Source organism: Curtobacterium sp. AC273 (genome assembly GCF_979253735.1).
This window is the reverse complement of sequence record NZ_CEEDDU010000004.1, coordinates 171,097-181,939: the sequence shown is the minus strand read 5'-3', so window position 1 is coordinate 181,939 and position 10,843 is coordinate 171,097. Positions and strand designations below refer to the sequence as shown.

General features: G+C 69.9%; 9 protein-coding genes, 3 tRNA genes and 6 pseudogenes. 13 read left to right on the top strand and 5 right to left on the bottom strand.

The window, feature by feature from the left end; all coding sequences use genetic code 11:
- From ACZ8AI_RS06835 to ACZ8AI_RS06810, 6 genes and pseudogenes are all read left to right on the top strand, one after another.
- The coding region (locus ACZ8AI_RS06835; RefSeq protein WP_464857494.1) for a M23 family metallopeptidase at positions 1-353 on the top strand (353 nt) is incomplete at its 5' end.
- A tRNA-Thr gene (locus tag ACZ8AI_RS06830) sits at positions 344-414 on the top strand. The genes ACZ8AI_RS06835 and ACZ8AI_RS06830, both read left to right, overlap by 10 nt.
- 33 nt (positions 415-447) lie before the next feature.
- A tRNA-Met gene (locus ACZ8AI_RS06825) sits at positions 448-518 on the top strand.
- 767 nt (positions 519-1,285) lie between these two features.
- A pseudogene (locus ACZ8AI_RS06820) lies at positions 1,286-1,734 on the top strand (FAS1-like dehydratase domain-containing protein).
- Positions 1,731-2,156, top strand: coding sequence for a MaoC/PaaZ C-terminal domain-containing protein (locus ACZ8AI_RS06815; RefSeq protein ID WP_464857492.1), 426 nt, complete (start codon positions 1,731-1,733; stop codon positions 2,154-2,156). The pseudogene ACZ8AI_RS06820 and the gene ACZ8AI_RS06815 overlap by 4 nt, the downstream one beginning before the upstream one ends.
- Positions 2,153-3,188 (top strand): annotated as a pseudogene (locus ACZ8AI_RS06810) (UDP-N-acetylmuramate dehydrogenase). The gene ACZ8AI_RS06815 and the pseudogene ACZ8AI_RS06810 overlap by 4 nt, the downstream one beginning before the upstream one ends.
- 139 nt (positions 3,189-3,327) lie before the next feature.
- On the opposite strand, the pseudogene ACZ8AI_RS06805 reads toward ACZ8AI_RS06810, so the two are convergent.
- Positions 3,328-4,517 (bottom strand): annotated as a pseudogene (locus ACZ8AI_RS06805) (pyridoxal phosphate-dependent aminotransferase).
- A 193-nt stretch (positions 4,518-4,710) separates the two neighbouring features.
- Between ACZ8AI_RS06805 and ACZ8AI_RS06800 the strand changes: the two are divergent.
- The 7 genes and pseudogenes from ACZ8AI_RS06800 (at position 4,711) to ACZ8AI_RS06770 (ending at position 8,039) form a co-directional block, all read left to right on the top strand.
- Positions 4,711-4,783 (top strand) — tRNA-Trp (locus tag ACZ8AI_RS06800).
- Between the two features lie 37 nt (positions 4,784-4,820).
- Positions 4,821-5,083 (top strand): annotated as a pseudogene (gene secE, locus ACZ8AI_RS06795) (preprotein translocase subunit SecE).
- 122 nt (positions 5,084-5,205) lie between these two features.
- Positions 5,206-5,643 (top strand): hypothetical protein, encoded by a 438-nt coding sequence (locus tag ACZ8AI_RS06790; protein WP_464857490.1) that lies wholly within the window; start codon positions 5,206-5,208, stop codon positions 5,641-5,643.
- Positions 5,644-5,702: 59 nt separating this feature from the next.
- Positions 5,703-6,290: a transcription termination/antitermination protein NusG gene (nusG, locus tag ACZ8AI_RS06785; RefSeq protein ID WP_464857488.1), complete on the top strand. Its 588-nt coding sequence runs from the start codon at positions 5,703-5,705 to the stop codon at positions 6,288-6,290.
- Positions 6,291-6,438: 148 nt separating this feature from the next.
- Positions 6,439-6,874, top strand: a pseudogene (rplK, locus tag ACZ8AI_RS06780) (50S ribosomal protein L11).
- Between the two features lie 89 nt (positions 6,875-6,963).
- Positions 6,964-7,669 (top strand): annotated as a pseudogene (rplA, locus tag ACZ8AI_RS06775) (50S ribosomal protein L1).
- A gap of 124 nt (positions 7,670-7,793) precedes the next feature.
- Positions 7,794-8,039 (top strand): hypothetical protein, encoded by a 246-nt coding sequence (locus ACZ8AI_RS06770; RefSeq protein ID WP_464857486.1) that lies wholly within the window; start codon positions 7,794-7,796, stop codon positions 8,037-8,039.
- Between the two features lie 55 nt (positions 8,040-8,094).
- On the opposite strand, the gene ACZ8AI_RS06765 is transcribed toward ACZ8AI_RS06770, so the two are convergent.
- The 4 genes from ACZ8AI_RS06765 to ACZ8AI_RS06750 all read right to left on the bottom strand — a co-directional run bounded on the left by ACZ8AI_RS06765 (position 8,095) and on the right by ACZ8AI_RS06750 (position 9,940).
- Positions 8,095-8,907: a YqaJ viral recombinase family protein gene (locus tag ACZ8AI_RS06765; protein ID WP_464857484.1), complete on the bottom strand. Its 813-nt coding sequence runs from the start codon at positions 8,905-8,907 to the stop codon at positions 8,095-8,097.
- Positions 8,908-9,173: 266 nt separating this feature from the next.
- Complete coding sequence (locus ACZ8AI_RS06760) at positions 9,174-9,332, bottom strand: hypothetical protein (protein ID WP_464857482.1); 159 nt, start codon at positions 9,330-9,332, stop codon at positions 9,174-9,176.
- 19 nt (positions 9,333-9,351) lie between these two features.
- Positions 9,352-9,543: a hypothetical protein gene (locus ACZ8AI_RS06755; protein WP_464857480.1), complete on the bottom strand. Its 192-nt coding sequence runs from the start codon at positions 9,541-9,543 to the stop codon at positions 9,352-9,354.
- The gene (locus tag ACZ8AI_RS06750; RefSeq protein ID WP_464857478.1) at positions 9,527-9,940 is read right to left on the bottom strand and encodes an ROK family protein; all 414 of its coding nucleotides are present in this window, start codon (positions 9,938-9,940) and stop codon (positions 9,527-9,529) included. The genes ACZ8AI_RS06755 and ACZ8AI_RS06750 overlap by 17 nt, the downstream gene beginning before the upstream one ends.
- Positions 9,941-10,843 lie beyond the last annotated feature (903 nt).

Below are 10,843 nucleotides of genomic sequence, written 5' to 3'. Positions count from 1 at the left end.
AGGCGAACGACGGCGGCTTCGGCAACGACGTCTGGGTCCAGCACGACGTCGACGGCATGCAGTTCGTCAGCGTCTACGGCCACATGGAGGACAACTCCTTCAAGGTGGTCAAGGGCCAGCAGGTCGCAGTCGGAGACGAGCTCGGTCTCGTCGGCAGCACCGGCAACTCGACGGGCCCGCACCTGCACCTCGAGGTGCACGTCGACGGCGTCCCGGTGGACCCGCTGGCGTGGCTCAAGGCCAACGCGAACAAGCGGTCCGGCGCGGCACGCCCGGGCGTCGCTCGGGTTCCTGAGCACCGTCGCCGGTCTGCTATCCTCGTGTGGTGCCGTTCGCGGCACATGCCCCGATAGCTCAGTGGTAGAGCACTTCCATGGTAGGAAGGGGTCGTCAGTTCAATCCTGACTCGGGGCTCCGACTCGGAGCGGTACGCCGCTCCGGATCCTTGGCGGGTAGCTCAGTTGGTTAGAGCACGACTCATAATCGTGGGGTCGCGGGTTCAAGTCCCGCCCTCGCTACCGCAAGCCCGGCGATCGTTCGCCGGGCTTTCGTCATTCCCGGGGGCGTGCATGCGCGCTGCGGTATGCGTGCGCCCGCGCCCATCTGTCGCCTGCGGCCGCAGTACGGGTGGCCGAGTCTCGCGCTCAGCGACATCTCACGGGCTCGTCGGCGCGTGAGATGTCGCTGGACGCAACTCGGAGCCCGGCCGGCCGGCCGGGCCGGCCGGGCCGGGCCACGGTCGGTCAGAACGGCCGGTGCTCCGTGCGCGCCACGAGTACCCCGGCCGAACGCAGCGCCCGCTCCAGCGTCGCGTTCACCTGCCGCCACGCGCTCTGCCGCCGGTCCGCACCCCGATGCCACCCCGGACACCGCCGTGCCGTGCCCGGCGTGCCGCAACGTGATCGTGGTCGACGTCCCCGTGACGGTCGTCGACAGCTCGTAGCGACGGAACTCCCGCGACGGGTGCACGAGCGCCCCGAGCAGGATCGTCAGCACGCGGCTGCCCGTCGTGGCGGTGAGCGTGCCGCCGGTCGACTCGACCTGGTGCCCGGTGCGGCGCAGTGCCGCGCCCGCGACCTCCATGGCGGTGCACCGGTCTCCCGTGTGCACGGCGAACTCGGTCGTCGCGTCCATCGTCCTCCCCATCCCCCGGAGTCGTCCTTCGGTCCCTGCGCTGCAGCGGTCCCCCCGAACCGCGCCCGTCGAGCGGACGGCGCCCGTCGAGCATAGCCGATGCATACTCATGGAACACAGGCCCCCAGAAGGGCGTCGGTAGACTGCGGACGTGTCTGTGAACCCCGAGCTCGTCGGCAGGACGTTCCCGCCGGCCCAGCCCTACCTGGTCGGTCGTGAGAAGGTGCGCGAGTTCTCCCGCGCCGTCTTCGCGACGAACCCGATCCACCACGATCCCGAGGCCGCCCGTGCCGCCGGCTACGACGACGTCGTCGCACCGCCGACCTTCGCGGTCGTCGTGCAGGAGGCCACGCTCGCCCAGCTCCTCGCCGAGCCGGACGCCGGCATCGACTTCTCCCGGGTCGTCCACGGCGAGCAGGCCTTCACCTACGACCGGCCCATCGTCGCCGGCGACGAACTGACCGCCACGCTGACCGTCACGAGCGTGAAGACCCTCGGCGGCAACGCCATGGTCACCGCCGAGAGCACGATGAACGACGCCGCGGGGAGCACGTCGTCACGGCGACCTCCACCCTCGTCGTCCGAGGAGACGACGCATGACCGCCGCACCCGTGACCGCGCTCGAGGTCGGCACCGTCGTCGCCGAGCGCGAGGTCCACCTGACCCGTGACTCGCTCGTCCGCTACGCCGGCGCCTCCGGCGACTTCAACCCGATCCACTACCGCGACGACGTCGCCGCCTCGGTCGGGCTTCCCGGCGTCCTCGCGCACGGCATGCTGACGATGGGCCTCGCCGTGCAGCCGGTGTCCGAGTGGCTCGGCGACCGCGGCTGGGTCGTCCGCTACGGCGTGCGCTTCACGCGTCCCGTCGTCGTCGACCCCGAGCAGGGCGCCACCGTCGGCGTCGTCGCCAAGGTCGGCACCGTGGACGAGGACGGCCGACCCCAGCGCATCGACCTCACCGTGACCGCCGCCGGGCAGACCGTGCTCGGCAAGGCGCAGGTCACGGTGGCGTTCCGCTGACCGTGTCGGCTCCGGTGCTCGCGGACCTCACGACGCTGCGCGTCGGCGGTCCCGCTGCTCGCCTCGCTCACCGCGACGACGACGGACGAGCTCGTCGCAGCCGCCTTCACCGCGTGGGAGGACGGCGAGTGGCTCGTCCTCGGTGGTGGCAGCAACGTCCTGGTCGCCGACGACGGCTTCGACGGCACCGTCGTGCTCGTCCGCACGACGGGCGTCCAGTCCTCGGCCGACGCGGACGGCGTCACCGTCCGCGTCGCGGCCGGTGAACCGTGGGACGCGTTCGTCGCCACGACCGTCGAGAACGGCTGGACCGGCCTGGAGGCGCTCAGCGGCATCCCGGGCACGGTCGGTGCCGCCCCCGTGCAGAACATCGGCGCCTACGGGGTCGAGCTCTCCGACGTGCTCACCGCGATCGAGTTCCTCGATGCGGTCACGGGGGGAGCGTGCGTGGGTGCCCGCGGCCGAGCTGGCGCTCGGCTACCGCACCTCGACGCTCAAGCACGGACGCCGGGGTGTGGTGCTGACGGTGGAGTTCCGCCTCGGGACGGCTTCGTCGGACGGGGTGCCGGTGCGGTACGCCCAGCTCGCCGGGTCGCTCGGTGTGGAGCTCGGAGCCCTCGTCGCGCCGTCGACGGTCCGGTCCGAGGTCCTGCGGCTGCGCGGGTCGAAGGGCATGGTCCTCGACGCCGACGACCCGGACACGTGGAGCGCCGGGTCCTTCTTCACGAACCCCCTCGTGTCGCCCGAGTTCGCCGAGACGCTGCCGGCCGAAGCGCCGCGGTGGCCCGCCGGCGGCGAGGTGAAGCTCAGCGCCGCGTGGCTCATCGAGCACGCGGGCGTCCACCGTGACTACGCGGTCCCCGGATCCCGCGCCGGCATCTCGTCAAGCACACCCTGGCGCTGACGAACCGCGGGGGAGCGACCGCCGCGCAGGTGGCCGAGCTCGCCCGCTACGTGCAGGTGACCGTCCTCAACCGCTTCGGGGTCGCGCTCGTGCCGGAACCCGTCGTGGTGGGCGACCTGGTCGACTGAGCCGACCCGCGCCTCCCGGCCCGCGCCCCTCCGCCCGCGCCTCCCCGCCCGCAAAAAAACGCAACGTGGGCGGTTTCTCGCACCGTGATACCGCTGCGAGGAACCGCCCACGTTGCGTGTTGCGGCAGGATGGGTGCGTCTAGGCGAAGAACGCCGCCAGGCGGGCGACGCCCTCGGCGATGTCGTCGTCCCCGAGGGCGTACGACAGGCGGAGGTAGCGGACGGACCGAACGCCTCGCCGGGGACGACCGCGACCTCGGCGTGCTCGAGGATCAGGTCGGCGAGCTCGAGCGTCGTGGTGGGGGTCGAACCGGCCCACTCGCGACCGAGCAACGCCGTGACGTCGGGGTAGACGTAGAAGGCGCCCTGCGGGGTCGGCGTCACGAAGCCCGGGATGGCGTTGAGCCCCTCGACGATGGACTGCGGCGACGGTCGAAGGCCACGCGCATGGCCGTCACCGGCTCCTGCGGTCCGGTCAGTGCGGCGATCGCGGCCCGCTGCGACACGTTCGAGACGTTCGGACGACAGGTGTGACTGCCAGGTTCGACGCGGCCTTGACGGCGTCGGCCGGACCGATGAACCACCCGACGCGCCAGCCGGTCATCGCGTAGGTCTTCGCGACGCCGATGTTGAGGATCGTGGTGTCGGCGAGGGCGGGGACGGCCTCGAGGATGCGCCGGTGTCGAAGCGGACGCCGGCCGTAGCACGAAGGTCCTGGTAGGTCTCGTCGCTGATCACCCAGATGCCGTGCTCGAGCGCCCACTCGCCGATGGCCTTGGTCTGCTCGGCGGTGTAGACGGCGCCGGTGGGGTTCGACGGGGAGCAGAACAGCAGCGCCTTCGTCTTCGGCGTGCGGGCTGCCTCGAGCTGCTCGACCGTGACGAGGTAGTCCTGGTCGCTGCCCGCGAACACGTCGACGGGCACACCCCCGGCGAGTCGGATGGCCTCGGGGTAGGTGGTCCAGTACGGGGCGAGGAGGAGGACCTCGTCGCCGGCGTCGACGATGGTCTGGAACGCCTGGTAGACGGCCTGCTTGCCGCCGTTCGTGACGATGACCTGCCCCGGGTCGACCGTGACGCCGGACGAACGGGCCGTCTTCTCGGCGATCGCCTGCTTCAGCTCGGGCAGGCCGGTCGCCGGCGTGTAGCGGTGGTTCTTCGGGTCCTGCGCGGCCTGGACGGCGGCGTCGACCACGTGCGCCGGGGTGGCGAAGTCGGACTCGCCCGCGGCGAACGAGGTCACCGGACGGCCGGCGGCCTTGAGCGCCTTGGCCTTCGCGTCGACCTTGAGCGTCGCCGACTCGGCGATCGCGGCGATCCGGGACGCGATGCGCGGCCGGTCGCCCGACCCGTCGGTGGAGGTCGTGGCGGTGGGGTTTGCGGTGGACTCGGGGCCGGGGGCTTCGGTGCTCACGGGTGCCAGCCTATCGACGCGGCACGCCGGAGCATCCGTCAAGTGGACACCGTACGGACTCCCGTAGACTCGTCCACCGGAACGCGGATCGGTGACGAACTGCGTCCGAAGGGCGGTGGCTCAATTGGTAGAGCAGCGGTCTCCAAAACCGCAGGTTGCAGGTTCGAGTCCTGTCCGCCCTGCACATCTGGAAGGGTAGAAGTTGGCGAGCAAAAAGACATGGAGACGACGGCGGACGACGTCGTCGCCAAGGCGAAGCAGGACCGGGCCGAGCGCCGTGGTCCCTTCGCGGCCATCGTGCTCTTCATCCGCCAGGTCATCGCCGAGCTGCGCAAGGTCGTCACACCGACCCGCAGGAGCTCTTCAGCTACACGGGCGTCGTCCTGGTCTTCGTCGTCGTGATGATGATCCTGGTCTCGATCCTCGACTTCGCGTTCGGACTCGGTGTCGGGTACGTGTTCGGCAACGGGCCGACGGCCTGACCCGGACACCGGCCACTCTGTCCCGGGATGCGGACAGGAGTACGGTCGCCCGAGACGGCGTCGATCGTGAACCTGATCTGCACGCCAACCCGATCCGCACCACCGAACGGAAAGAATCGACAGTGTCTGACAACTCCCGCGACGACATCGACCTCGCCACGGCTGCCGAGCAGTCCTCCGAAGTCGAGGAGAACCAGGAAGGCGACGTCGAGACCAGCGAGGGCCGTGCGGTCGAGGAGTCTGCTGAAGAGCGCGCCATCTCGATCGAGGGCGAGGACGACGAGTCCCTCGGCCTGAGCGACGAGCCGGACAGCGGCACCGTCGACGCCTCCATCGACGAGGCGCTGAACGCCCTCGCCGAGTCCCCACCCCGAGGCGGACGCCGTCGTCGACGGCACGCACTCGAGATCGACACCGCCGACGAGGCCGAGGCCGCCGTCGAAGCGGTCGAGGACGAGGAGAAGAGATCGAGCTCGAGGAGAAGAGTCCGCCGAAGAGGCGAACGCCACCCTCGCCGCCGACGAGGCGATCGACGCCGAGAGCAGCGAGGCGAAGACTGACGCACGCCGAAGAGGCCGAGGTCGACCCGCGTACGACGCCTTCAAGGCGGAGCTGCGGGATGAAGCCCGGCAAGTGGTACGTCATCCACTCCTACGCGGGCTTCGAGCGCCGCGTGAAGTCGAACATCGAGAACCGCATGGTGTCGATGGTCGATGGAGGACTACATCTACCAGGTCGAGGTCCCGATGGAGGACGTACGTCGAGATCAAGAACGGGCAGCGCAAGCTGGTCACCCGCGTCCGGATCCCCTCGTACGTGCTCGTCCGCATGGACCTCAACGAGGACTTCGTGGTCCGTCGTCCGGCACACCCCCGGTGTCACCGGCTTCGTCGGCAACGCGCACAACCCGACGCCGCTCCAGCTTCGACGAGGCGTTCGGCATGCTGAAGTCCCTCGTGCAGGTGGCCGAGGCCGCACCGACCAAGGGCGGCGGCAAGGGCACCGGCGGTGCACAGTCACAGCCGGCAGCCGAGGTCGACTTCGAGGTCGGCGAGACGATCACCATCAAGGAAGGCTCGTTCAAGGGCCTGCCGGGTTCGATCTCCGAGATCAAGCCGGAGAGCGGCAAGCTCACCGTCCTCGTTCTCTGCTCTTCGAGCGCGAGACCCCTGTCGAGCTCAGCTTCGACCAGGTCACGAAGCTCTAGTACCGACCGCCAGGGTCGGGTAGAGCTCAACGAGTTTGGCCCCGCACGCTTCGTGCGTGCGGGGCTTTCACCGCGGTCCGGAACGGCCGGGCCAGCGGGAGAGTGCACGGAACACCGTGCGTTCGATTCCCAGGAGGAAGCAATACACATGGCACCGAAGAAGAAGGTCACGGGCCTGATCAAGCTGCAGATCAACGCGGGCGCCGCCAACCCGGCCCCGCCGATCGGTCCGGCGCTCGGTCAGCACGGCGTGAACATCATGGAGTTCTGCAAGGCGTACAACGCCGCGACCGAGTCGCAGCGCGGCGACGTCGATGCCGGTCGAGATCACCGTCTACGAGGACCGTTCGTTCACGTTCGTCCGGCAAGACCCCGCCGGCCGCCGAGCTCATCAAGAAGGCTGCGGGTGTGCAGAAGGGGATCCTCGACCCGCACACGGTCAAGGTCGCGAAGATCTCGATGGACCAGGTCCGTCAGATCGCCGAGACGAAGCAAGGCCGACCTGAACGCCAACGACATCGAGCAGGCCGCGAAGATCATCGCCGGCACCGCTCCGTTCGATGGGCATCACGGTCGAGGCCTAGGCCTCACCGCTCAGGCACACCCCAAAGCACCCTTCCGTGGGAGAGCCGTCGCCGGCTCGTCAACTCACGTAGCTCCCAAGGAGAACACCATGGCGAAGAAGTCCAAGGCCTACCAGGCCGCGGCCGCGAAGATCGAGGCCGACAAGTTCTACACCCCCCACCGAGGCCGTCGCCCTCGCAGAAGGGGAGACCGGTTCGACCAAGACCGACTCCACCGTCGAGGTCGCCCTCAAGCTCGGCGTCGACCCGCGCAAGGCGGACCAGATGGTCCGTGGCACGGTCATCCTGCCGTGCACGGCACGGGCAAGATGGCATCCGTCCCGTCATCTTCGCCGTGGCGCGCGGTTCGAGGCCGCCATCACCGCCGGTGCGGACGAGGTCGGTGGCGACGAGCTCATCGCGAAGGTCGCCGAGGGCTACACCGCCTTCGACTCTGCCGCCGTCGCGACGCCCGAGCTCAAGGGCAAGGTCGGTCGTCTCGGTAAGGTGCTCGGGCCCGCGTGGCCTCATGCCGAACCCGAAGACCGGCACCGTGACCCGGAACGTGGCGCAGGCCGTCAACGACATCAAGGGCGGCAAGATCGAGTTCCGCGTCGACAAGCACGCCAAGCGTTGCACTTCGTCGTCGGCAAGGCCTCGTTCACGCCGGAGCAGCTCGACGAGAACATCTCGACCGCTCTCGAAGAGGTCAACCGCCTCAAGCCGAAAGGCGCCTCGAAGGGCCGTTACATCATGAAGGGCGCCGTCTCGACGACCTTCGGTCCCGGTATCCCGCTGGACGTCAACAGCATCTGATCCGGATCAGCAACGAAGGACCCGCACCGGTTTCAGGGGTGCGGGTCGATCGCGTTCCCGGCACGATGTCCCGATAGCGTGGCCCCAAACGCATCCTCGTGAACTTTCGCTCCGCCTGATCGCCGTGATCGCGGTCGTCGCGGCGATCCTCGGCCAGTGGCTCGTCAGCTCGAAGCTCGACGACTACGTCTTCTGGAACTTCTTCGGCTACTTCACGATCCAGTCGAACATCATCGTCGCGGTGGCGTTCGCGGCGACGCTGGTGCTCGCAGCGCAGCGGAAGCGCCAGGGCGTCGGCCTGTCGGTGTTCCGCGGCGCGGCGACGGTGTGGCCATCGCCACGACCGGCATCGTCTACAACACCCTGCTGACGAGCGTCGACGTGCAGACCTCTGGTGCAGTGGTCGAACGACATCCTGCACAAGATCATGCCGTTGTACGCGGTGCTCGACTGGCTGCTGTTCTCGGACCGTGCCCGGCTGGTGTTCCTGGCACATCTGGTGGTTCCTGCTCTACCCCGCGGTGTGGACGATCGTGATCCTGATCCCGCGGAGCGACCGACGGGTGGGTGCCGTACCCGTTCCCTGAACCCCGACCTCGGCTACGGCGTCGTCGCGCTGTACTGCCTCGGGGTGGCGGCGTCGATCGTGCTGCTCGGCGTGCTCGTGGTGGGGATGAGGCCGCCTCCGACCTCGGTGAAGGTCTAGACCCGGAAGCCCCGCAGCCGGTCGAGCACGAGGTCGGCGAGCTGGATGAGCCCGCGGATCTGGTCGTCGTCACTGGTCGACCCACCCGGCACTCGGGCTCGTCGGCGACCGGCACGAACTCGTCGTGGCGCTCCCAGACGAACAGGGTGCGGTCGGCGCCGAGGACGTACTGCTGCCACCAGATCTGCCGGAGGTAGTGGCGCGGGATGCTCCGCCACGCCTTGCCGGTGGTCTTGATCTCGGCGAGCATGACCCGCGCGGCCCCGTCGACCACCACGACACCGTCCGGGGTGGCCAGGTGGGCCCGGTTCGCGGCGGCGTGGAACAGGTGCGCCGAGGGCTGGATGCCGTGCGTCGCGGCGACCCAGGCGGCGATGACCGGTTCGCGTTCCTTGCCGTGCTCGGTGTACGAGTTGCCGGAGAACCGGGAGCCGTAGCGCTTGTCGGTGACGACGGCGTCGACGGCGCGCAGCGAGGCGAGGCGGGCGACGTCGGTCGCGGTGATCCCCATCGCCCCGGGCGCGGGAGCCACGCGACGCGGTCGGACGAGTGCGCCACGATCCGTCGTTCGGTGTGCCCGCGCAACGCGGTGAACGCGTCGTGACCACGGTGCTCTGCAGCCGGGGCGTGCGCGACCGCAGCGGGCGTCCCGGGGGTGGGGCGCGCCTCCAGGCCGGAACCCGGGTCGAGCTCCAGGCCCGGATCCAGGTCACCCCAGAGGGTGGGCTGGCACGATCGTCACCCGGACGATTGTCCCCCCGCGCACCGACGTCGCGAAACCGACGCACCGGAGCGTGCTCAGGACACGAGCTGGCGACCCTCGGCGTACCGGCGACGAGCTCGTCGACGCCGGCGGGGGAGAGCGCGTAGCCAATCGGCGAGGGCCGCGGCTCCCGCAGCGCGCGACGGACCCGCACGGGACTGCGCGATGACCAGGTGCTCGGTCGCGAGGGGCATGGAGCGGGAGAAGACGACCTCACGGACGCAGCCGGCGAGCAGGTGCTCCCGGCCTGGGTGATCGAGCCGCTGAGGCGATCACGGACGGGTTCATCAGCGAGACGCAGGTCGCCAGGACCTCGCCGATGTCGCGCCCGGCCTGCCGGACCGCGTAGATCGCGTCGAGGTCGGACCGGTTCACCAGGTCGATGACGTCAGCGCTCGTCTGCACGTCGTGCCCCTTCGCTCCGGAGCCCGCGGGCGATCGCGGGGCCGGACGCCACGGCCTCGAGGCAGCCGGTGTTGCCGCAGTGGCAGGGGACGTCGCCGGCGCGCGAGACCCGCACGTGGCCGATGTCGCCCGCCGTGCCCTGCGCGCCGCGCTGGAGTTCGCCGTCGGACACGATGCCCGAGCCGATGCCGGTGGCGACCTTGACGAAGAGCAGGTGGTCGACGTCCGGCCAGCCGTGTTCGCGTTCGCCGAGCGCCGCGATGTTCACGTCGTTGTCGAGCAGCACGTGCGCGGCGATGTGCCCGCGGAGCCAGCCGGGCACGTCGAAGCCGTCCCAGCCGGGCATGATCGGCGGGTTCGCGGGGCGTCCGGTGGAGAACTCGACCGGGCCGGGCACACCGATGCCGATCGCGATGACGTCGTCGCGCGAGCTCGCCGACCTCGTCGAGCAGGGCGTCCACGGTCTCGACGAGCCAGATGAGCGTGGGGACGGGGCCGGCGGCGATGTCGATCCGGGCCTCGCGCGAGGCGAGGGGTGCGGCGACGAGGTCGGTCACGGCGACGCGGCCGTGCGAGGGCGCCGAGGTCGGCGGCGATCACGAGCCGGGCGCGGGGCTTCAGCGCCACCTGGGCAGGCGGGCGCCCACCGGTGGAGGCTGCGGTGTCCACCGGTCCGACGAAGTCCGACCTCGATGAGGGCATCGAGGCGCACGCCGATCGTCGAGCGTGCGAGTCCTGTCCAGTGCCCAGGCGAGCTCTGCCCTGGTGCGCGGCACGCCGTCGCGGAGGATCTGGAAGAGCTCGCTCGTCCCGACTGGAGGCGACGCAGCCGTCCGAGTCAAGTCGACCATGTGGGGGAGTGAAGCACACATCGAGACACGCCACGCAACCAAGTACGTCGACATTCCTCGAACATCTGCTTGACCGCCGACAAAAGTCCTCATAGTGTGACGCTCGGTCGAAGTCGACCTCCACCATCTCGACGAGGAGAACCCCCTGGTGACCCAACCGCTTTCGGTCCAGCTCTACACGGTCCGCGACGCCACTCGGTGCTGATCTTCCCGGCACCCTGCAGCGCATCGGCTGGCATCGGCTTCACGAACGTCGAGCTCTTCGGCTACGTGGACCGCGCCGACGAGTACGCGACCGCCCTGAAGGACGCCGGCCTCGCCGCGCCGAGCGGTCACGCCCGGCTGCTGGACGCCGGAGAGCAGGACCTCGAGCGCATCTTCCACGCCACCGCGACGATCGGCACCCAGACGCTGATCGACCCGCACATCGACGAGGCCCGCTGGACCAC

Bases quoted from the DNA above. Each gene is read 5' to 3' on its own strand.
- ACZ8AI_RS06815 (WP_464857492.1), top strand. From the start codon at position 1,731: ATGACCGCCGCACCCGTGACCGCGCTCGAGGTCGGCACCGTCGTCGCC.
- nusG (WP_464857488.1), top strand. From the start codon at position 5,703: ATGAAGCCCGGCAAGTGGTACGTCATCCACTCCTACGCGGGCTTCGAG.
- ACZ8AI_RS06760 (WP_464857482.1), bottom strand. From the start codon at position 9,332: ATGCCCCTCGCGACCGAGCACCTGGTCATCGCGCAGTCCCGTGCGGGT.